Origin of the sequence: Mesorhizobium intechi (assembly GCF_002879535.1) — a bacterium.
GTDB classification, from domain to species: domain Bacteria; phylum Pseudomonadota; class Alphaproteobacteria; order Rhizobiales; family Rhizobiaceae; genus Mesorhizobium; species Mesorhizobium intechi.
Window position 1 is genome coordinate 97658 of sequence record NZ_PNOT02000219.1, and the last position, 22406, is coordinate 120063.

At 64.6% G+C, this 22406-nt stretch carries 17 protein-coding genes; 7 read left to right on the forward strand and 10 right to left on the reverse strand.

The features are described from left to right. Positions 1–5: 5 nt before the first annotated feature. On the reverse strand, positions 6–2189 hold the full coding sequence (locus C1D09_RS18990) for a primosomal protein N' (RefSeq protein ID WP_143975753.1): 2184 nt from the start codon (positions 2187–2189) through the stop codon (positions 6–8). A gap of 90 nt (positions 2190–2279) precedes the next feature. Between C1D09_RS18990 and fsa the strand changes: the two genes are divergently transcribed. Beyond that, positions 2280–2936, forward strand: a complete 657-nt coding sequence (gene fsa, locus C1D09_RS18995) for a fructose-6-phosphate aldolase (RefSeq protein WP_143975754.1) — start codon at positions 2280–2282, stop codon at positions 2934–2936. An 88-nt stretch (positions 2937–3024) separates the two neighbouring features. On the opposite strand, the gene C1D09_RS19000 is transcribed toward fsa, so the two are convergent. The 3 genes from C1D09_RS19000 to leuS all read right to left on the reverse strand — a co-directional run bounded on the left by C1D09_RS19000 (position 3025) and on the right by leuS (position 9062). Next, positions 3025–5616: a DNA translocase FtsK gene (locus C1D09_RS19000; protein ID WP_143975755.1), complete on the reverse strand. Its 2592-nt coding sequence runs from the start codon at positions 5614–5616 to the stop codon at positions 3025–3027. Positions 5617–5872: 256 nt separating this feature from the next. Then, positions 5873–6451 (reverse strand): LPS assembly lipoprotein LptE, encoded by a 579-nt coding sequence (gene lptE, locus C1D09_RS19005; RefSeq protein ID WP_143975756.1) that lies wholly within the window; start codon positions 6449–6451, stop codon positions 5873–5875. Next, positions 6438–9062, reverse strand: coding sequence for a leucine--tRNA ligase (leuS, locus tag C1D09_RS19010; RefSeq protein ID WP_143975757.1), 2625 nt, complete (start codon positions 9060–9062; stop codon positions 6438–6440). Before leuS ends, lptE begins: the two co-directional genes overlap by 14 nt. Before the next feature lie 156 nt (positions 9063–9218). On the opposite strand from leuS, the gene C1D09_RS19015 reads away from it, so the two are divergent. Both C1D09_RS19015 and C1D09_RS19020 read left to right on the forward strand, forming a co-directional pair. Further along, positions 9219–9881 (forward strand): YggS family pyridoxal phosphate-dependent enzyme, encoded by a 663-nt coding sequence (locus tag C1D09_RS19015; RefSeq protein WP_143975758.1) that lies wholly within the window; start codon positions 9219–9221, stop codon positions 9879–9881. Positions 9882–9992: 111 nt separating this feature from the next. After that, positions 9993–11042, forward strand: a complete 1050-nt coding sequence (locus tag C1D09_RS19020) for an aldo/keto reductase (RefSeq protein WP_143975759.1) — start codon at positions 9993–9995, stop codon at positions 11040–11042. Positions 11043–11118: 76 nt separating this feature from the next. On the opposite strand, the gene C1D09_RS19025 is transcribed toward C1D09_RS19020, so the two are convergent. Together C1D09_RS19025 and C1D09_RS19030 are read right to left on the reverse strand one after the other, a co-directional pair. Then, on the reverse strand, positions 11119–11793 hold the full coding sequence (locus tag C1D09_RS19025) for a neutral zinc metallopeptidase (protein ID WP_167514675.1): 675 nt from the start codon (positions 11791–11793) through the stop codon (positions 11119–11121). A gap of 163 nt (positions 11794–11956) precedes the next feature. After that, positions 11957–12862 (reverse strand): LysR family transcriptional regulator, encoded by a 906-nt coding sequence (locus C1D09_RS19030; protein ID WP_143975761.1) that lies wholly within the window; start codon positions 12860–12862, stop codon positions 11957–11959. Between the two features lie 125 nt (positions 12863–12987). On the opposite strand from C1D09_RS19030, the gene C1D09_RS19035 reads away from it, so the two are divergent. Next, positions 12988–14169: an MFS transporter gene (locus tag C1D09_RS19035; RefSeq protein WP_143975781.1), complete on the forward strand. Its 1182-nt coding sequence runs from the start codon at positions 12988–12990 to the stop codon at positions 14167–14169. A gap of 50 nt (positions 14170–14219) precedes the next feature. Then, entirely contained in the window at positions 14220–15254 is a 1035-nt protein-coding gene (locus C1D09_RS19040; protein WP_143975762.1) for an aldo/keto reductase, read from the forward strand. A 106-nt stretch (positions 15255–15360) separates the two neighbouring features. Here C1D09_RS19040 and C1D09_RS19045 read toward each other — a convergent pair whose 3' ends face one another. Then, positions 15361–15696 carry a DoxX family protein gene (locus tag C1D09_RS19045; protein WP_425463423.1) on the reverse strand — a complete coding sequence of 112 codons (336 nt, stop codon included), beginning with the start codon at positions 15694–15696 and terminating at the stop codon, positions 15361–15363. Between the two features lie 125 nt (positions 15697–15821). Then, on the reverse strand, positions 15822–16094 hold the full coding sequence (locus C1D09_RS19050; RefSeq protein ID WP_019861862.1) for an usg protein: 273 nt from the start codon (positions 16092–16094) through the stop codon (positions 15822–15824). 315 nt (positions 16095–16409) lie between these two features. Here C1D09_RS19050 and acs point away from each other — a divergent pair, with 315 nt between their 5' ends. Both acs and C1D09_RS19060 read left to right on the forward strand, forming a co-directional pair. Next, entirely contained in the window at positions 16410–18365 is a 1956-nt protein-coding gene (acs, locus tag C1D09_RS19055) for an acetate--CoA ligase (protein WP_143975763.1), read from the forward strand. A 51-nt stretch (positions 18366–18416) separates the two neighbouring features. Further along, positions 18417–19157: an MOSC domain-containing protein gene (locus C1D09_RS19060; RefSeq protein WP_143975764.1), complete on the forward strand. Its 741-nt coding sequence runs from the start codon at positions 18417–18419 to the stop codon at positions 19155–19157. On the opposite strand, the gene C1D09_RS19065 is transcribed toward C1D09_RS19060, so the two are convergent. Continuing rightward, a complete protein-coding gene (locus C1D09_RS19065; protein ID WP_143975765.1) occupies positions 19158–20420 on the reverse strand; it encodes an SAM-dependent methyltransferase in 1263 nt (420 codons plus the stop codon). Positions 20421–20812: 392 nt separating this feature from the next. Further along, complete coding sequence (locus tag C1D09_RS19070; RefSeq protein WP_143975766.1) at positions 20813–22246, reverse strand: pilus assembly protein; 1434 nt, start codon at positions 22244–22246, stop codon at positions 20813–20815. Positions 22247–22406 lie beyond the last annotated feature (160 nt).

Genomic DNA, 22406 nt, shown 5'->3' on the forward strand with positions numbered 1-22406 from the left:
CGGCCTTACAAAAAGCTCTGTGGGTCGATGTCGACCTGCACCCGGACCGAGCCGCGCTGCTTCGGCCCATTGGCCAGCATGGCGCGGATAAAGCCCTGCATGTCGGCGCGCCGTTCGCCCTGGATCAGCAGGCGGAAGCGGTGGCGGCCGCCGAGCAGGGACAGCGGCGCTTCCGCCGGACCCAGCACGAACACGTCCGACGCCTCGGGCGCGGCGCGGCGCAGGCCGCGTGCATGGCCCTCGGCTTCCGCCCGCGTCACCGCGCTGACGATGACGCCGGCCAGCCGGCCGAACGGCGGCAGGGCCGCCCGTTCGCGCTCGGCGATCTCTCGTTCGTAAAAGGCCTCGGCATCGCCCGAGACGATCGCCCGCATCACCGGATGGTCGGGCTGGAAAGTCTGCAGCAGGCCGAGGCTCTTCTTGCCGGTGCGGCCGGCCCGGCCGGTCACCTGGCTGAGCAGCTGGAAGGTGCGCTCGGCGGCACGCGGATCGCCATTGGCAAGACCGAGATCGGCATCGACGACGCCGACCAGCGTCATGTTGGGAAAATTGTGGCCCTTGGCGACGAGCTGCGTGCCGATGACGATGTCGGCCTCGCCATCGGCGATCGCCTCCAGTTCCAGCCGCAGCCGCCGCACCCCGCCCATCAGGTCGGACGACAAGACGATGGTGCGCGCATCGGGGAAATGCGTGACGACCTCCTCGGCGATGCGCTCGACGCCCGGGCCGCATGCGACCAGATGGTCAAGCGTGCCGCATTCCGGGCAGGCTTCGGGGCGGCGCTCATTGTGCCCGCAATGATGGCAGACCAGCTGGCCGCGAAAGCGATGCTCGACCAGCCAGGCCGAACAGACCGGGCAGCCGAAACGGTGGCCACAGACGCGGCACAGCGTCAGCGGCGCATAGCCGCGCCGGTTGAGGAACAAAAGCGACTGTTCCTTCTTCTCCAGCGTCTTGCGCATATGGTCGATCAGCACCGGCGACAGGAAGCCGCCACGCGCCGGTGGCGCGCGCCGCATGTCGATCGACTTCAGCTGCGGCAGTGCAGCCTCGGCGAAGCGGGTGGAGAGAATGGCCCTGTTGTACTTGCCCTGGCTCGCATTGACGCGGCTCTCGATCGATGGCGTCGCCGACGCCAGCACCACCGGGAAGCCGCCGATATGGCCGCGCACCACCGCCATGTCGCGCGCATTGTAGAAGACACGGTCCTCCTGCTTGTAGGCGGGATCGTGCTCCTCGTCGACGACGACCAAGCCAAGCTCCTTGAACGGCAGGAACAGCGCCGAGCGTGCGCCGGCAACGACGCGCACCGTGCCTTCCGCCACTTGCCGCCAGACTTTTTCGCGCATCCTGGGCGGCAGGTCGGAGTGCCATTCGCCCGGCTTGGCGCCGAAGCGCTGCTGGAAGCGTTCGAGGAAAGCGTGGGTCAGCGCGATCTCCGGCAGAAGGATCAGCACCTGCTTGCCCTGGTCGAGCGCGGCCGCCACCGCCTCGAAATAGACCTCCGTCTTGCCAGACCCGGTGACGCCATCCAGCAGCGCGACGTTGAAGACACCGGCCGCGACATTGGCCCGCAGCATCGACGCCGCGTCGCTCTGGTCCGGCATCAGTTCCGGCACGGCATAGCTCGGGTCAGGTGCCGCCACGACCGGGCGCGGCGGGATCATCACCGTCTCGAACACGCCTTGCGCCTTCAGCCCCTCGATGACCGTCGACGACACACCGGCCGCATGCGCGAGGCCCGACCGCGTCCAGGCGAGCCCGCCTTCGGCGGTCTCCAGCACGCGCGCCCGCGCATCCGTCATGCGGTCGGGAACGATGAGCGTTCGCTGCAGCCCCTCGATCCATGGTTCCGGGTCGAAAGCCTCCGGCGCTCTGAGCAGCATGCGCGCCACCATGCCCGGCGCCGACAGCGTGTATTGCGCCACCCAGTCGACGAAACGGCGCATCGAACGGTCGATCGGCGGGCAGTCAAAGACCTGCTCGATGGGGCGCAGTTTTTTCGCGTCGACAGTCTCGACCGCCCCGTCCCAGACGATGCCGGCAACCTGGCGCGGCCCGAGCGGCACGCGCACGATCGACCCCGGCACCACGCGCATGCCGGCCGGCACGGCATAGGTGTAGGGGCGTTCGGCAGGCATCGGCACCAGCACCGGCGCGGCTGCGACAAAGGGCGAATCTTCGATCATGAGGCGTGACCTTGCCCCGACTTTGGTCTAGATCAAAGAGCAACGCTGAACGTGCCTTCCCAAGCACGACAAAATCGTCAGGAGACCGCCATGAAATTTTTTGTCGACACCGCCGACATCAAGGATATCCGTGAGCTGAATGATCTGGGGCTGCTCGACGGCGTCACCACCAATCCGTCGCTGATTCTCAAATCCGGCGGCAAGATTGCCGACGTCACCAAGCAGATCTGCGATATCGTCGAGGGTCCGGTATCGGCCGAAGTGGTGGCTACCGAATACAAGGACATGATGGCCGAGGCCGAGGTGCTGGCCAAGATCGCGCCCAATGTCTGCATCAAGGTGCCGCTGACGCTGGACGGCCTGAAGGCCTGCAAGACGATCCGCACCCAGATGAACCGCATGGTCAACGTCACGCTGTGCTTCTCGGCCAACCAGGCACTGCTCGCCGCCAAGGCCGGCGCCTCTTTCATTTCACCCTTCGTCGGCCGTATCGACGACACCGGCTCCGACGGCATGGAGCTGATCCAGGAGATCCGCCAGATCTACGACAATTACGATTTCCAGACCGAGATCCTGACCGCATCGGTGCGCACGGTGAACCACGTCAAGCAGGCGGCCCTGATCGGCGCCGACGTCATCACCGCGCCGCCGGCGACGCTGAAGGCGCTGGTCAACCATCCGCTGACCGACAAGGGTCTCGCCGCCTTCCTCGCAGACTGGGCCAAGACCGGCCAGAAGATCGGCTGAGATCGCACTGCTTGAATGAGAAAAGGCCGGGCGACCGGCCTTTTTTGTTATGTGTCGGAAGAAGCCCGATCGCCGCGAGGACCGCCGATCATTCCGTGCCGTCGTCGTCGGGCGCGGCCACCGGCGGGCGCCGGCCCATGATGATTTCACGCTTGCCGACATGGTTGGGCGCGCCGACCAGACCTTCCTTCTCCATGCGCTCTACCAGGGAGGCGGCCCGGTTGTAGCCGATGCCGAGCCGGCGCTGGATGTAGGACGTCGAACACTTCTTGTCGCGCACCACCACCTTGACCGCTTCGTCATAGCTGGAATCGCCGTCCTCGGCCGCGACCGATCCCTTGTCGAAGACCGCGCCCTGGTCGTCCTCGACCTCTTCCTCGTCCTCGTCGGCGGTGACGGTCTCCAGATATTCGGGGCGGCCCTGCGCCTTCAGGTGCGCCACGACATGTTCGACCTCGGCGTCGGAGACGAAGGGTCCATGCACGCGCGAAATGCGCCCGCCACCCATCATGTGCAGCATGTCGCCCTGGCCGAGCAGCTGTTCGGCGCCCTGCTCGCCCAGGATGGTGCGGCTGTCGATCTTGGAGGTGACCTGGAAGGAGATGCGGGTCGGGAAGTTGGCCTTGATCGTGCCGGTGATGACATCGACCGACGGGCGCTGCGTCGCCATGATCAGGTGGATGCCGGCGGCGCGCGCCATCTGCGCCAGGCGCTGGATCGCGCCTTCGATCTCCTTGCCGGCGACCATCATCAGGTCGGCCATCTCATCGACGATGACGACGATGTAGGGCATCGGCGCAAGATCGATTTCCTGCTGCTCGAATAGCGGCTCGCCGGTGCCCTTTTCGAAGCCGGTCTGCACCGTCATGACGACCGCCTCACCCTTGTCGCGGGCTTGGGCGGCGCGCTCGTTGTAGCCGTCTATGTTGCGCACGCCGAGCCGTGCCATCTTGCGGTAGCGGTCCTCCATCTCGCGCACCGCCCATTTGAGCGCGGTGACTGCTTTCTTGGGATCGGTGACGACCGGCGTCAGGAGATGCGGGATGCCGTCATAGACGGAGAGTTCAAGCATCTTCGGATCGACCATGATCAGCCGGCATTCTTCCGGCTTCAGCCGGTAGAGCAGAGACAGGATCATGGTGTTGATGGCGACCGACTTGCCTGAGCCGGTGGTGCCGGCGACCAGCAGATGCGGCATCTTCGCCAGTTCGGCGATGACGGGCTCGCCGCCGATCGTCTTGCCGAGGCAAAGCGCCAGCTTGCAGCTGGTCTTGCGGAAACCCTGCGATTCGATCAGTTCGCGGAAATAGACGGTCTCGCGCGTCTCGTTCGGCAGCTCGATGCCGATGACGTTGCGGCCGGGCACGACAGCGACGCGCGCCGAAATCGCCGACATGGAGCGGGCGATATCATCGGCAAGACCGATGACGCGGGACGATTTGACGCCCGGCGCCGGCTCGAACTCATAGAGGGTGACGACCGGCCCCGGGCGAACGTGGATGATCTCGCCGCGCACGCCGAAATCCTCGAGCACGCTTTCCAGCAGATCGGCATTCTGCTCGAGCCGCTCCTGCGACATATAGAAACCCTGCCCCTCCGGCGGCTGCTGCAGCAGCTCTCCGGGGGGGAGTTCATATGCCTCCCCTGTCGTGGCCGGCACGATTTTGCCGGCCAAAGGCAACGGCGACGAGGCGCGCACGGCCGGTGCCTGCACGATCTCGTCGGCGACCTGCGCGACCTGCGCCGAAGAAGCATTGCCCGTGACGGCGGGGGCCGCAACCCGGACATGGGCTCGCTTCGGCACACTGCTCGCCGCCGGCTGGACCACGGCTTCGTTGGAGTTGGCCGGACGGACATCCGCCGAGGCGGACGAGGCCTGCTGGCCTGGAAGGCAATCGATGACGCGGAACAACGCGGTCGGGTCGGTCGTGGGCGCGGCGCGAACATCGACCCGTCCGGCGGCAACCGGCGCGGCGGCGCGCTGAACCGGGACGGCTCGCGACGCGGGCGACGAACCTTCGACCATGTAGGGCGCCATGAGCTCGAAGAAGACGTGATCCGACAGATAAGGCCAGCGGACGGTTTCACGGCCTGCTGTCTTTACCGGCGCCGCCATTTCCCGGGCAGACGCGGCGGGCGTGGAGGCACGTGCCGTTGCCGCGGTCCCCGGACCGGCCGTCACCACCGTTCGCGCCTTTTCGCTGGCATGCCTGGGCGGGACGGATGCCGAGGCCGCCGGTCTTTCATGCATCACGGCTTTGTTGCCGGCGGGCGGCCGGGCGGATTCCAGAGCGGTGTTCCGGCTTTTCATCGCCGCCGACAATGACGGGGACGGCACCACGGGCACCGTCGCAGCCGCCGCTGGCTGCGCGAAGGCTTGCCGCACCGGCGGCGCCGGCGGTTCGCCCTGCTCGGAGGTGATCTGGCGCGGATGACGCGTGCTGGCTTCATAGTCCGGCGTGCGGGTAAACCGCACATTGGGCGCCAGGAAGAAATACTCCTGCCAGGCGGGGCTTTCGTTGCCGCCGAGATCGACAGGCGGCGGCAAATTGCCGCCCGCGGCCGCGCCGGACGGCTGGCCACCGACCTTGCCGCTCATGCCGTTGAAACGCTTTCCCTCGGGGTCATCGGGCGAAGCTGGCTTCAATGAATTGACCCGAGGAAAACGCTTGGATTCCATTCTCAAGACTCACTCTGAAACGTCAGCTGAGCAATAGGGAGCGAGTGGTTAACAGTTGCTTCCCGTCGGCGCTTTTGGAGCGGCCGAAACGTATCTTTCACGGCGATGGGGCACGAGCCGGATGCGAGCCGATGACCGCCACCCACGATCATCCGCTCAGGCACAAGCGTCGAGTTAAGAAGAGAACTCTCGGCCGTCGCGAAGCGGGCCGTGCATCAGGACCGAGGCAACGTTTTTCGTGAACCGAGACGTGGCGCTAGCCAGCCGTCTTGCCGTGCCGGACCAGATCCTGGGCGATGGACAGCTGCAGCGCCTCGGCCAGTTCGCGCGCGGCGCGATTCTCGGCGTCGATCTGCGCCCTGTACGAGGCAAATTCCTGGCGCGGCCTGTCGAAGGACGAGGTGATCGAACGCTTGCCGACCGTGATGACGGCGCCGGTTTTCGCATCGGTCAGCGTATAGTTGGCGGTCAGCGTTACCGAGCCGGCCGTCGGCTCGTCTTCATCGGTGCCGACCTGCACCAGGGCCGAGGATTCGACAGCTTCGCCCACGCTGAGAGTAAGCGAATAGAGCGGCGACGCCGGTTCGCCGGCACCCCGCCCGAAGCCGAAGATCAGATTGTTGCGCACCTGTTGGGCGTAGCGCGTCCTGACCGGCTTGATGGCGATCGACGCCAGCTCGGCATTGGCGCTCGAGCCCGTCGACAACGGCGCGCTGGAATAGAGCGGCCGCACCGTGCAGGCCGAAACCAGAGCCAGCGAGCCGACAAGGCCGGCAAGCGCGACGCGGCGCAGCAGACGGCTCAGCTCTGTCTTTTCCCGATCAGGCAACGACATTGACGATCCTCTGCGGCACGATGATCACCTTGCGCGGAGCCTTGCCTTCGAGTGCTTTCTGCACGAAGTCGAGAGCCAATACCGCTTTTTCGACCGCACCTTGGTCCGCGTCGCGGGCAATTGTCAAATCCCCCCGCTTCTTGCCGTTGACCTGTACCGGATAGGTCACTTCGTTGTCGACGACCAGCGCCGGGTCGAAGGCCGGCCATGGCCGCTCGGCGACCAGATCGGTGCCGCCAAGCGTCTCCCAGCACTCTTCGGCCAGATGCGGCATCACCGGCGCGATCAGGTGCACCAGGATCTCCACCGCCTGGCGGCAGGCGCCCTGCAGTGCCGGATCGGCCTTGCCTTCCGCCACCTGGTTCAGCGGCGTGGTCAGCACATTGGCCAGTTCGTAGATGCGGGCGATGGCGCGGTTGAAGCCGAGCTTCTCGATGTCCTCGCCGACCGCCTTCAGGATCTTGTGCGTGGCCTTCGAGACCGCTCCCGCCTCGCCGGCGTCGGCAGCCGCGGGCTCGACGCCTGCCAGCGTCTCGGCCGCCGTCGACACCAGCCTCCAGATGCGCTGCATGAAACGGTGCGCGCCGGCGGCGCCATCGTCGGTCCATTCGACATCGCGCTCGGGCGGCGAATCCGACAGCATGAACCAGCGCGCCGTGTCCGCGCCGTAGCCGTCGGTAATGTCTTCCGGGCTCACCGTGTTCTTCTTCGACTTCGACATCTTCTCCAGCGGGCCGATGGTGACCGCCTCGCCGGTGGCGATGTCGAAGGCGCGGCGTTCACCGTCGACGCCCTCCAGCCGCACCTCGGTCGGCGCCAGCCAGCGGCCGTTCGAAGCCGATCCGACGCGGTAGGTTTCGTGCACCACCATGCCTTGCGTGAACAGGCCCTTGAACGGTTCGGCCAGATCGACATGACCGGTCTCGCGCATGGCGCGGGTGAAGAAGCGCGAGTAGAGCAGATGCAGGATCGCATGCTCGATGCCGCCAATGTACTGATCGACCGGCAGCCATTCATTGGCCGCCCTGGGATCGGTCGGCTCATGCGCCCAGGGCGCGGTGAAGCGGGCGAAATACCAGGACGAATCGACGAACGTGTCCATCGTGTCGGTTTCGCGCCGTGCGTCCTTGCCGCATTGCGGGCACTTCACATGCCGCCAGGTCGGATGCCTGTCGAGCGGGTTGCCCGGCCGGTCGAAATCGACATCGTCGGGCAGCTTGACCGGCAGGTCGGCCTTCGGCACGGGCACCACGCCGCAATCCTCGCAATGGATCATCGGGATCGGGCAGCCCCAGTAGCGCTGGCGCGAAATGCCCCAGTCGCGCAGGCGGAAGTTCACCTTGCGCTCGGCCATCGGCCGGTTGCCGATCGTCTTCTGCTCCAGCAGCTTCGCCACTTCGTCGAAGGCGCGGTCCGGCTTCATGCCATCGAGGAAGCGCGAATTGATCATCACGCCGTCGTCGACATACGCTTCTTCCGTGATCTGGAACGACTTCGCGTCGCCGCCTTCCGGCATCACCACCGGGATCACCGGCAAGCCGTATTTGTTGGCGAAGTCGAGGTCGCGCTGGTCGCCGGACGGGCAGCCGAATATGGCGCCTGTGCCATACTCCATCAGCACGAAATTGGCGACGTAGACGGGCAACGTCCAGCTGTCGTCAAAGGGGTGGACGACGCGGATGCCGGTGTCGAAACCCTTCTTCTCGGCCGTCTCCAGCGCCGCCACCGAAGTGCCCATGTGGCGGACTTCGTCGATGAACTTTGCCAGCGCCGGATTGGTCTCGGCGGCCTTTTTGGCCAGCGGGTGATCGGCGGCGACGGCCATGAACGAGGCGCCGAAGATGGTGTCGGGCCGCGTCGTGTAGACTTCCAGCTCATGCTCGCCGGCGATCGGTGCGGCCAGAGGCCAGCGGATCAGCAGGCCTTCCGAACGGCCGATCCAGTTCTGCTGCATCAGCTTCACTTTTTCCGGCCATTCGTCGAGGCCGTCCAGCGAATCCAGCAGGTCCTGCGCAAAGTCGGTGATCTTGAAGAACCACTGCGTCAGTTCGCGCTGTTCGACCAGCGCGCCGGAGCGCCAGCCGCGCCCGTCGATGACCTGTTCGTTGGCGAGCACCGTCATGTCCTCTGGGTCCCAGTTGACCTTGGAGGATTTGCGCGTCACCAGCCCCTTCTCGACGAAATCGAGGAACAGCATCTGCTGACGGTGGTAGTAGTCGACGTCGCAGGTCGCGAATTCGCGCGCCCAGTCCAGCGACAGGCCCATGACCTTGAGCTGCTCGCGCATGGTGGCGATGTTCTGGTAGGTCCATTCCTTCGGGTGGACCTTGTTCTGCATCGCCGCGTTTTCGGCCGGCATGCCGAAGGCGTCCCAGCCCATCGGATGCAGCACGTTGAACCCCTTGGCCCGCTTGTAGCGCGCCACCACGTCGCCCATCGTGTAATTGCGGGTGTGGCCGATATGGATGCGCCCCGACGGATAGGGGAACATCTCCAGCACGTAGTATTTCGGCTTCGGGTCGTCATTGCGCGCTTCGAACAGCTTCTTTTCGGCCCAGGCGTTCTGCCATTTGGGTTCTGACGCGCGCGGATTGTATCGTTCGGTTGCCATGGGACGTTTTTCACTTAAAAGCAGGCGCGAACCGCGGGCGACTGGCCCCGCGGTTCAGGGAATGTGGTCCGGGTGTTCACCATGGTTTGGCAAACCCGTCAACCATATGGGCATCGCGGCGACCAAAAACGCGGGTCAAAACAGCGGGATTTGCATATGGGTGAGACCGTTCAGCAGTTTTTCGCGGTCAAGGCGAAGATCGCCGCCGCCGAGCAGGAGGGCCGCCGCGAGGCCGGCGCGGTGACGCTGGTGGCCGTCTCCAAGACCTTTGACGCCGCCGACATCCGGCCGGTGATCGAGGCTGGCCAACGGGTCTTCGGCGAGAACCGCGTCCAGGAAGCGCAGGGCAAATGGCCCGGCCTGAAGCAGGCTTTTCCTGACATCGAGCTGCATCTTATCGGTCCGCTGCAATCGAACAAGGCCAAGGAAGCGGTGGCGCTGTTCGACGTCATCGAGACCGTCGACCGCGAGAAAATCGTCGCCGAACTCGCCAAGGAAATCGCCAGGCAAGGCCGCGCGCCGCAACTCTATGTCCAGGTCAACACCGGCTCCGAGCCGCAGAAAGCCGGCATCGAACCGCGCGACGCGGTAGCCTTCGTCGCCCGCTGCCGCGATGTCCACGGCCTCGCCATAGAAGGGCTTATGTGCATCCCGCCGGCCGACGAGAATCCCGGCCCGCATTTCGCCCTGCTGGAAAAACTTGCCCGCGAGGCCGGCGTCGCCAAACTGTCGATGGGCATGTCCGGCGACTACGAGACGGCCATCGCCTTCGGCGCCACCAGCGTCAGGGTCGGTTCGGCTATCTTCGGCAGCCGCTGATACGGCCGCCCTTTGGGCCAGTTCGGCAAGCTGGCTGCGCCACGACTGGAAACGAAACGTACCGTTCCTATTTGTCTTGTGTCATCACACATTTCTCCTGGAGCCTTCGCCATGCGTTACAACCAGCTTGGAAATACGGGGATGTTCGTCTCCGAACTGTGCCTCGGCACCATGACCTTCGGCGCCGCCGGCCAGAATGCCCAATGGGGCCTGATCGCCAGCCTCGACCAGAAGGGCGTCAACGAGATCGTCGGCCGTTCGATCGCCGCCGGCGTCAATTTCTTCGACACGGCCGACGTCTACTCCTTCGGCGAGTCCGAGCGCCTGCTCGGCCAGTCGCTCAGGGACCTCGGCGTCAAACGTTCGGACGTCGTCATCGCCACCAAGGTGCATGGCGCCATGGGCCAGGGTCCGAACGAGCGCGGTTCCTCGCGCGGCCACATCATGGATTCGGTCGACGCCAGCCTCGAACGGCTGCAGCTCGACCATATCGATCTCTATCAGCTGCACGGCACCGACGCGGTGACGCCGATCGACGAGACGCTGCGGGCGCTGGACGACCTCGTTGCCAGCGGCAAGGTCCGCTATGTCGGCGTTTCCAACTGGGCGGCATGGCGCATCGCCAAGGCGCTCGGCATTGCCGACCGCAAGGACTTCGCCCGCTTCGAGACCATCCAGTCCTACTATTCGATCGCCGGCCGCGACCTCGAGCGCGAGATCGTGCCCCTCATCAGCGAAGAAAAACTCGGCCTGATGGTGTGGTCGCCGATGGCGGGCGGCCTGCTTTCCGGAAAATACGGTCCAGGTGCGCCCGGCAATGGCGAGGGTCGCCGTGCGTCCTTCAACTTCCCGCCGGTCAACGAGGACCGCGCCTGGGCGGCCGTCGCCGTCATGCGCGAGGTCGCCAGGAAGCATGACGTCAGCGTTGCCACGGTGGCGCTCGGCTATGTCCTGGCCAAGCCCCTCGTGATGAGCGTCATCATAGGCGCCAGCCGCATGGACCAGCTCGAACAGAACCTCGCCGCGGTTGAAGTGAAGCTCGACGCGGACGATCTCGCCAGGCTCGACGAGATCAGCGCACTGCCATCCGAATATCCCGGCTGGATGCTGGAGCGCCAGGCGGCCGGCCGTCGCCCGGCACCGTTCGTGCCGAAGGGGTAGTCTCCACCACGACGCGACGTCCAAAGGCCACGCGTCCCTTCGGAGGTGGCCGGCAGGGCGACGAGTGGGCTCGGCATCAAAGCGGATCGGCAGACGTGTTGCAGTCCGCGATCGCTCTTCCGGCAAGGCCTCGATCAAACCAGCGGACCCTCTGTTGCGACGTGCCGTATCTCTTGGCCGGCGAATTTCTGGAGGCATTGGCGGGCTGATCGTCTCCGAGAGCGCGAAGGAGCCCCCTGGCCTGCGTCAGATCGGTATCTTCGAGCAGGTGCTGGTCCTGGACATAGCGGCTCCATAGCCCGGCAAAACAATCGGCCTGGAGCTCGCCCTGTTCCGATCGGATGATCGCGGCTTGCTGGTCGCCGTCGGGTGCATCAGGGTGGGGAACTCCAGAGATGTTCTGCACATGGTGCCCGACTTCTCGGGCGAGTATAAGCGCCTTGGCGAAGTCGCCGGTCGACCCAATCACGCGAAGCTCGGGAAATGCCGGATCGAGATAGATTCTGTGGTCGGCCGCGCAGTACGATGTCCCTGAAATAGAACCGCACGCGGTGGCGATGAAGCCGGTGAACAACACCAGCTTGGGCTCCTCGTAGGTCGATCCGCCAGCTTTGAAGGTGGCGCCCCAGAAATCCTCCGTTTCCGCCAGAACAACGGAGAGCAGATGCTTGACGTCGTCATCACCGGCGTTCGCGGCAGTTGGGGCGGCCTCGGCAGCCTCGCAGATCGTCGGGCCATGCAGCCATGCCACGATGGCGATCAGCGATGCCGTGACCAGGGACAAGCGGACCAATTCACGCCTCCTGAATTGCCGACGCTTTCCTCGCCTGGGCGCGAGGCGCCTGCGATGATCGCACTCGATCCCATATCCCGCCGCCGTCGGGTTGTCGAACGGGACTTGAAAAGGCGCTTCGTCAGAGCCGCGCAGTCTCGGCCAGAAAATCGAGAAAGGCCCGGACCCGCGCCGGCAGATGCCGGCCCTGGCCGACATAGACGGCGTGGGTGGCCTCCTCGTCGCCCGGGTTGAAATCTTCCAGCAGCGCCACCAGCCGCCCGGCGGCGATATCGGCCGCGACATGCCAGCGCGCCAGCCGGGAGATGCCGGCTCCGGCCAGCGTCATCAGCCGCATCGCCTCGCCGTCGCTGACCAGCGTGTTGCCGGTGATCGGCACCGTGACCGCGTTGCCGGCAGTGTCGACCAAGGGCCAGCCATCGATATGCCTGACGAAGCCGAAGCCCATGCGATTGTGCCCATCTAGATCGGCCGGCGTCAGCGGCTTGCCGTGCGCTTCGAGATAGGACGGGGCCGCAACCATCACCACCGGGCTTTGTCCGAGCTTGCGCGCCACCAGCCGCGATTCGCCGAGCGGCCCGGCGCGGATGGCGACATCGGCGCGTTCGGCCATCAGGTCGATGACGCTGTCGGTCAGCACCAGATCGACCGAAATTTCGGGATAGCGTTCGAGGAAGCGCGGCAAGAGCGGGATCAGCCGATGCACGCCGAAGGGCACGTAGGTGTTGACGCGCAGCCTCCCGCGCGGTGCGGCACCCGCCGCCGCCTCGCGCTCGGCCGCGGCCATGTCGGCCAGGATACGCAATCCGCTGTCGTAGAACGCAGTTCCCTCCGGTGTCAGCTGCAGCTTGCGCGTCGAGCGGCTGACCAGCCGCGCGCCGAGCCGGGCTTCCAGTCGCGCGATAAGCTTGCTGACGGCTGATGGCGTCATGCGCAACATGCGCGCGGCCGCCGAGAAGCTGCCGGCATCGACAACGCGCACAAAGACTTCGATCTCGCCGGAGCGGTTGATGTCGGGCCTGGCCATTTGTGAATCTATTTCACAGAAAATGTGCCCAACGCAAGTATGGTTCACAGTGCATGGCGACACGATCTTTTGGCTCGGAGCGCGGTTTGGACAAGGCGCTCCTCGTCGCCAAAGTGGGAACCGCCATGCCTCTTGCTCTCTACGCCCTCGCCGCCGGTGCCTTCGGCATTGGCGTCACCGAATTCGTCATCATGGGCCTGCTCATCGACGTCAGCAAGGACCTCGGCGTCTCGATCTCGGCCGCCGGCCAGCTCATTTCGGGCTATGCGCTGGGCGTCGTCATCGGCGCGCCGCTGCTGACCATCGCCACCGGCAACTGGCCGCGCAAGACCGTGCTGCTGGCGCTGATGGCGATCTTCACGCTGGGCAATCTCGCCTGTGCGCTGGCGCCCGATTACTGGACGCTGATGGGCGCGAGGATCATCACCGCCTTTGCCCATGGCACGTTCTTCGGCGTCGGTTCCGTCGTCGCCACCGGCCTGGTCGCACCCAACAAGAAGGCTTCGGCGATCGCGCTGATGTTCACCGGGCTCACCATCGCCAACATCCTCGGCGTGCCCTTCGGCACCTGGCTCGGCCAGGCTTTTGGCTGGCGCGCGACCTTCTGGGCAGTGACCTTGGTCGGCTTCGCGGCCTTCGCCGTCATCCTGGCCCTGGTGCCGCGCAGCCCGGCTGCACCCGAAAAGAGCGACCTGCGCACCGACCTTGCCGTGCTGCGCCGCACGCCGGTCCTGCTCGGGCTCGCCACCACCGTGCTCGGCTACGCCGGCGTCTTCGCCGTCTTCACCTACATCGCTCCGCTGTTGACGCAGATCAGCGGCTTCAAGGAAGCCGCCGTGTCGCCGATCCTGCTCGTCTTCGGCGGCGGCCTCATCGTCGGCAATCTCGCAGGCGGCAAGGTCGCCGACCGCCGGCTGGTGCCCGCAATGCTGGGCAGCCTCGTGGTGCTCGCCCTGGTGCTGGCGACCATGAGCTTCGCCATCCACAACCAGGTACTGGCCGTCATCTATGTCGGCCTGCTCGGCGCCGCCGCCTTCGGCACCGTGGCGCCGTTGCAGATGTGGGTGCTGGAAAAGGCGCAAGGCGCCGGCCAGAGCCTTGCCTCCTCCTTCAACATCGCTGCCTTCAATCTCGGCAATGCCGCCGGCGCCTGGCTCGGCGGCGCGGTCATCGCCCATGGCCCTGGGCTGGGTTCCCTCACCTGGGTTGCCGCCTTGCTGCCGGTCGCGGCACTCGCCGTGGCCGGACTGGCCCTGCGCCTCAATCGCGCCAACGCGCTCGGCGCGCCCGTCTCCGCCCGGTCCTGACTCTCGTCGGCGGACCGGATCGCCTTTTTCCAACCACCAGGAGTAAGAAAATGGATTATCGACGTCTCGGCGCATCGGGCCTCAAGGTGCCCGCACTCTCATTTGGCGCCGGAACCTTTGGCGGCTCCGGCCCGCTGTTCGGCGCCTGGGGCAACAGCGACGCCAGGGAAGCGCGGCGGCTGGTCGACATCTGCCTGGAAGCCGGCGTCAATCTGTTCGACACCGCCGACGTCTATTCGAACGGCGCCTCGGAAGAGGTGCTCGGCGAAGCCATCAAGGGCCGGCGCGATGCGGTGCTGATCTCGACCAAGACGTCCTTGCCGATGGGCGACGGGCCGGGCGACTACGGCTCTTCCCGTTCACGGCTGATCAAGTCCGTGGACGCCGCGCTGAAGCGCCTCGGCACCGACTATATCGACCTGTTGCAACTGCATGCCTTCGATGCCGGCACGCCGATCGAGGAGGTGCTGTCGACGCTGGACGAGCTCGTGCGCGCCGGCAAGCTGCGCTATGTCGGCGTCTCCAACTTCTCCGGCTGGCAGGTGATGAAGTCGCTGGCGGAGGCCGACAGGCACGGTTATCCGCGCTACGTCGCGCACCAGGTCTACTATTCCCTGGTCGGCCGCGACTATGAGTGGGAGCTGATGCCGCTCGGCCTTGATCAGGGCGTCGGCGCGCTGGTCTGGAGCCCGCTCGGCTGGGGGCGGCTGACCGGCAAGATTCGCCGTGGCCAGCCGCTGCCGGAAAAGAGCCGGCTGCATGACACCGCAAGCTTCGGCCCGCCGGTCGAGGATGAACATCTCCACCGGGTGATGGATGCGCTGGACGCGGTGGCGCAGGAGACCGGCAAGACCGTACCGCAGATCGCCATCAACTGGCTGATCCAGCGCCCGACAGTGTCGTCGGTAATCATTGGTGCCCGCAACGAGGAACAATTACGCCAGAACCTCGGCGCCGTCGGCTGGTCGCTGACGCCCGAACAGGTGAAGAAACTCGACGCGGCAAGCGACGTCACCGCGCCTTATCCGTATTTCCCGTATCGCCGCCAGGAAGGTTTTGCCCGGCTCAACCCGCCGGTGGTCTGACATCTCCCTGCCTGGGTCGTGTGACGCACGGCCCAGGCCCCCGGAGTGCCCTATCCCCAGATCGGCCAAAGTGCCGGCTGGCCGCTGCCGATCAGGGCGATGACGATCAGGCAGACGATCCATAGCGCGGATATTCCCAGCCGCCGCCTGCATTGGTGAACCAGAAACCATTCTTGCCGTGAACGAGCACGATCGTGCCCAGCATGAGGGGAATGAGCAGGACCGCCGCCAGCCGCGTGGCAACGCCGAAGATCAGGCCGAGGCCGCCGGCCGTTTCGGCGGCGATGGCGATCAGGCCGAAATAGCCGGGCACGCCGAGTGACTGGAAATAGTCGGTCGTGCCTTTTGGCGTAAGGACGGCGTATTTCAGATAGGCATGGGCGAGAAACAGGCCGCCGACGCTGACCCGAAGCAGCAGCGCGGCATAGTCGACAGCAGTCATGTCCGTTCTCCCGATCGCAGACGCCCGCCCTAGGCACCATGCCTAGCCGCGCCGCCAGCGTAGGATAGCCGCCGACCGCATTGCTGTCGTCGCACCAGAATGGAAACAGACCGTCTGCAGCAGCCTCAGTGCAGCACGAACTCGCCGTCCACCTTCCGCCATTCGTTCGGTGCGATCAGCTTCTGGTGCGTGTAGACAACCGAGTGCAACGGCCCGTCGAGCTTGGCCTTCCAGAATTCGATGAATTTGATCAGCACCGGAAACGTCGGAGCGATGTCGTAGTCCTGCCAGATGAAGCTCTGCAGCAGGTGGGGATGGTCGGGGAAATGATAGAGAATCTTGGCCGTGGTCAGGCCATAGCCTTTGAGCATTAGGTCCATTTCGGCATGGTCGCGCATTGCTGCCCCCTTGGCGGTCCCTTGGTTGAGTCTCCTTTCCTCCCAACGTCAGATTGTGCGCCCCGTTGCTTAACTGTCTATTGATTTTTCCTGATCGAGGTAGGCTTTTCGTCGCGAAAACATACGGTTAGCAGCGAGCTAGGCCGAGTGCTGACAACGTGCGCCAATGCCCCTGCGGCATCCCGCCACGCAAACCCAACGTCTAATATTGCCGTAACGTCGGAACTGGTAATAATGCCGCCGAATTCGCGGCCGCTTCGCCGCGATCCAGTCGGCGGTTCAAGCCGGCGGATTGGTTTGGGAGGAAAGTCAGGAATGTCCGAGGTTCATGTCCATCGCGTCCAGCCGGCGTGGAAGAAGAACGCGCTGATCGACAACGACACTTATCTGAAATGGTATGCCGACAGCATCAAGAACCCTGACAAGTTCTGGGGCAAGCACGGCAAGCGCATCGACTGGTTCAAACCGTTCAGCAAGGTCAAGAACACCTCCTTCGACGGCAAGGTCTCGATCAAATGGTTCGAGGACGGGCTGACCAATGTCTCGTACAATTGCATCGACCGCCATCTGAAGAAGCGCGGGAACCAGACCGCCATCATCTGGGAAGGCGACAACCCCTACGACGACAAGAAGATCACCTACAACGAGCTCTACGAGCACGTTTGCCGCCTCGCCAATGTGATGAAGAAGCACGGCGTCAAGAAGGGCGACCGCGTCACCATCTACATGCCGATGATCCCGGAAGCCGCCTATGCGATGCTGGCCTGTACGCGTATCGGCGCCATCCATTCGATCGTCTTCGGCGGCTTCTCGCCCGATGCGCTGGCCGGCCGCATCGTCGACTGCGAATCGACCTTCGTCATCACATCGGATGAAGGCCTGCGTGGCGGCAAGTCGGTTCCGCTGAAGGAGAACACCGACAAGGCGATCGACATCGCCGCGAAGAACTTCGTCATGGTGAAGAACGTCCTCGTCGTGCGCCGCACCGGCGGCAAGATCGGCTGGGCGCCGGGCCGCGACCTCTGGTATCACGACGAGGTCGCGACGGTGAAGGCGGAGTGCAAGCCCGAGAAGATGAAGGCGGAAGACCCGCTGTTCATCCTTTACACCTCAGGCTCGACCGGCAAGCCGAAGGGTGTGCTGCACACCACCGCCGGCTACCTCGTCTATGCCTCGATGACGCACCAATATGTCTTCGACTATCATGACGGCGATATCTACTGGTGCACCGCCGATGTCGGCTGGGTGACCGGCCACAGCTATATCGTTTATGGCCCGCTCGCCAACGGCGCCACCACGCTGATGTTCGAGGGCGTGCCGAATTACCCCTCGCAGTCGCGCTTCTGGGAAGTCATCGACAAGCACAAGGTCAACATCTTCTACACCGCCCCGACCGCCCTGCGCGCGCTGATGGGCGCCGGCAACGACCCGGTCACGAAGACCTCGCGCAAATCGCTGCGCGTGCTCGGTTCGGTCGGAGAGCCGATCAATCCGGAAGCCTGGGAGTGGTATTTCAACGTCGTCGGCAACGGCAAGGTGCCGATCGTCGACACCTGGTGGCAGACCGAGACCGGCGGCATACTGATCACGCCGCTGCCGGGCGCCACCGACCTCAAGGCCGGCTCGGCGACGCGGCCCTTCTTCGGCGTCAAGCCGCAGCTGGTCGACGGCGAAGGCAAGGTGCTGGAAGGTGCGGCCGACGGCAATCTCTGCATCACCGATTCCTGGCCGGGCCAGATGCGCACCGTCTATGGCGATCACGACCGTTTCGTGCAGACCTATTTTTCCACCTACAAGGGCAAGTATTTCACCGGCGACGGCTGCAGGCGCGACGCCGACGGCTACTACTGGATCACCGGCCGTGTCGACGACGTCATCAACGTCTCCGGCCACCGCATGGGCACCGCCGAGGTCGAATCGGCGCTGGTCAGCCATGACAAGGTCTCCGAGGCTGCCGTCGTCGGCTATCCCCACGACATCAAGGGCCAGGGCATCTACAGCTATGTCACCTTGATGAAAGGGGTGGGGCCGACCGAGGAGCTGCGCAAGGAACTCATCGCCCATGTCCGCAAGGAGATCGGCGCCATCGCTTCGCCCGACAAGATCCAGTTCGCTCCCGGCCTGCCCAAGACACGCTCCGGCAAGATCATGCGCCGCATCCTGCGCAAGATAGCCGAGGACGATTTTGCCACCCTTGGCGACACCTCGACGCTCGCCGATCCGGCCGTCGTTGACGATCTCATCGCCAACCGGCAGAACAAGAAAGGCTGACAACGACTGGTCGAAGGTCGCGGGAAGCCCGGCCAACGAGAGACCAGCGGAATGAATGATATCGGCACTGTCGCGCAGCTCTGGCGCTATCCGGCGAGTTCACTCGCCGGCGAGCGCCAGGACGCCATCCTGGTCGGACCGGTGGGCATGCCGGGCGACCGTATGTTCGGGCTCGTCGATACCTCGGACAACGAGATCGCGCGGCCCGACCGCGAGGCGAAATGGCACAAGGTGCCGCGCATTCGCACCCGGCTGGTCAATGATCGCGACCTGCAGATCGCCGTCCCCGACGGCGACTGGCTGAGCGCCCCCGGCGCCGAATCCGACCGTGCCATATCGGCCTTTCTCGGCTTCGCCGCCTCGATCCGGCCCTTCGGCCGGGAGAATGCGCCGCCGGCCTATGCCGGCCCGGTCACCGCCGCCCGCTACACCAAGGCGCCGATCCACCTCCTGACCACGGCATCGCTGGCGCGACTGAAGGCGCTGCATCCCGATGGCGCCGCCGACCCGCGCCGCTTCCGCCCCAACATCGTTGTCGATATGGCGGCGGTCGATGGCTCGTTTCCCGAAACGGAATGGATCGGCCGCAAGCTTGCCATCGGCGAACTGCTCCTGACGATTTCCGAACCTTGCCGCCGCTGCGGCTTCACCATCATCAGCCAGGACGGTTTCGACCACGATCCCGGCATTCTGCGCAACCTGGTCCGCCACAACGCGCACAATCTCGGCGTCTACTGCACGGTGGACAGGCCGGCCGGTATTAGGGTTGGCGATGCGCTGCGTTTTCTGTAGCTACCGATAGAGATCCGCCCGCGTCGGCGGCAGGCCGCTTGGCCCTCGCGCTCGCTTGGTGGCTACAGTCTGGAAAATCTGCGCCGAGCCGCGATCGAAGGTGATCGAACAACCTGTGAGATAAAGCAGCCAGAGCCGTGCCTTGGGTTCGCCGACTTCCCTGATCGCCTCATCGAAGCGGGCCTGCAGGCGCTCCGCCCACAGCCTGCAGGTGCGGGCATAATGTTCGCGCAAATTCTCGACGTCGGCGACGAGGAAACCGTGCGCCTCGAGATTGCCGAGCGTCATGCCGATCGTGTCGACCTCGCCGCCGGGGAAGATGTATTTGATCAGCGCCTTGTATTCCGCGCCCTTGCGCAAGGTCTTGCGTGTGCCGCCCTTGCCGCGCCTCGTGATGGCGTGATGCAGGTAGATGCCGCCCGGCTTCAACAGCCGGTGGACGGTCGAGAAATAGGTGGCGTGGTTGGCGAGGCCGACCGCCTCGAACATGCCGATCGACGAAATCTTGTCGTAGCTGCCGTCGAGCTCGGTGTAGGATTTGATGTCGATGGTGATCCTGTCCGCCAGTCCCTCGGCGCGGATGCGCTCGCGCGCCAGCCGGGTCTGTTCCTCCGACAGCGACACACCATGGCCAATAGCGCCATAGTGCTTGGCGGCATGGATCAGCATCGCGCCCCAGCCGCAGCCAATGTCGAGCAGCCGGTCGCCAGGCTTCAGCCTGAGCTTGCGGCAGATATGGTCGAGCTTATCCTTCTGCGCCTGGTCTATGCCGTTGGCGAAATCGGTGAAGTAGGCGCAGGTGTAAACCAAGCGCTCGTCGAGGAAGAGCCGGTAGAAGGCGTTCGAAATGTCGTAGTGATGCTCGATCGCCTGCTTGTTCGAACCGCTGACGAAGGGATTGTGCCCGGCAAGATCGGTTCGTTTCGTCATCTGCCGCCGCGCAAACAGCACGGCGGGCAGGTCGCGCAGGATCGCCAGCTTCGGCAGCGCCTTCAGCCTCAGCTTGCCCTGTGACGGCAAGGCATAGAGATCGAACAGCGACCCGTCCTCGACGTCGATCGTCCTGGAAATCCACATTTCGAGCAAAGTCGAGAAACTCGGCCGGCGGGCCAGCTGCCAGACGATGTCCTGGTCGTTGATGGCAAGCACAGGACCGCCGGCGGGGCCGATCCGTTCCCCGGTCCATAGCCTGACGGCAAAGCCCGGCTTCAGCGCCCCGATCACGGTTCGAACGATGCGCGCGGCTCTCTCGGTGGCGTCCATGGTCCCTCCCGTGACCGATAACGCTATGTTGTCCGTTTGGGCCGTGGATCGCAAGCCGAAGCGCGCAGGCCACATCGGGCGGCATTTTCCGGCGGAGCGCCTTTTTCAGCAAGACACTTGTCATTTGTTGCGACGCACCCCATCATGAGGATGTGTTCAACAAATCGAAAGGAGGTGATCCGATGTCGAGTGATTTCGTTTTCCAGAACGTGGCCTCAGCGGATTGCACTTTCGGGAAGCAGTCTTCCCGTTAAGGCGCGAGATGCGCGGCAGGTAACCCGAAGGGGTTGCCGCCACAGGCCGCGCCATGGACGGAAACACGGAAGGCCGCCAGCTTCGAAAGAAGCGGCGGCCTTTTCCGTTGGGCCAATGTCGCCAGGGGCCACGGCGGTTCACTTGGCAATCGTCAGCCGCTCGATGTTCTGCACGATGGCATTGAACGCTTCGTTCAGTTCGGGACCCGTAGCCGCCTCGTAATAATGTTTCAGGGTGGACGTGTCCGCTGTCGAGCAGTCCTGGAGCACGCTCTTTGCCTGATCCCGCTCGGTCGCTGTCATCGACGGATCGTCGAGGTCGAAGCCTATGGTGAAGATCTCGATGCCGTCGCGCTTCATGTTGTCGCAAATGCTTTCGGCATTGCTTCGCGACATCTGGCCGGCATTCTGCGACCTGGGCGCGCCGCGCCCGCCGGCGAACGCCGTGTTGAACTGGCCGTCCGTCATCAGGATCGCGACCTTGCCGACCTTTCTGTTGTCGAAATTGGCGGGACCGGTGCCCAGTCGGGCGCTGACAATGGTCGAGCGCCAGGATGGCGAGAGCATGTAATAGCCCCATTGCACGGCGATGCCGCCGGCGGTTACGCCTGCCGCCTTGAAATCAGCGATCGTGTCGAGCAATTTCTGTTTGTCGGCTGTCAGCGGAATGAGCTCCGGCTTCGGGCAGGTACCCATGCGATCATCGCGGTTGACCTTGGCGAGGTACTGCTGGTTCTGGTTGTTCCTGCGCAACTCGGACGGCCCGTCGGACGAGTAATCGGCATAGCCATCCTTGTCCTTGCGCTCGGTGGCGCATTTGTCGGGCCGCAGGGTCACGGATGAGCCAACCGGGATCGGTGCGCCCGCTGATGGCACGGGTGGTGGCAGATTCGAGCCCCCTGCCTGCTCGACGAAAACGCTGTCGACGAGACCGCCCGTATTCACCGCTTCGGCATAGGGCACAATGGCCACGCGCACGCGCGGATTGTTCGGGTCGATGTTGTTGTCCAGCAGATTTTCGACGGCCGTCGAAGCGGCGGCCTGCAGGTCGCCGATCTTGTCGGTCTTTGCCCACCAGTTGGCGGCCATCGATCCTGTCACATCGAGCATCATCGCCACTTCGATGGTCTTGTCTGAATAGAGTGATGTCGTCGATGCGGTGACGCGGCTCGTATTGCCCATGCCGAAAACCGGGAAGAACAGGGCGACATCGACATGGACGTCCGCCTGCACAGTGTTGGCGGTCCTGTCGACGATCAGCCTGTCGAGCACGATCTGGTCGGGCCGCAGAATGCCTGCCGTGCCGTTGGCCACGAGAAAGTTCTGCACCGCCTTGTTGGCGTCGGCCTCCTTGGTGGCCCCGGTCGTCAGGTCGCGCGCCGTCGATGTCACCGCGGCGTCGACCACGCCTTGCAGGCTCGATTTGGCGTTGTAAAGCTGCGAGATGTCGACCGCGAAGCCTGCGGCCAGCGCCAAGACCGAGGCAGCAAAGCTGAACAGCACCACGAAATTTCCACCGCTGTGTCTGGCGAAGCCGCCGACCGCGTGAACAAGACCCCCGTAATTTCGCATCCAACAGCCTCCGCTTGCCCCCGGCCTCGTCGCCGCAATGATGGCAATGCAGGATCCCGGCCGGAAGCAGCTCGTCGAGCGCCAGAACCAGGCTGTGGATCGTCAACGTGTTGTTTTTATTGTATTTTGGCTGTTTCGAAGGTGAATGACTGGTAAAAGG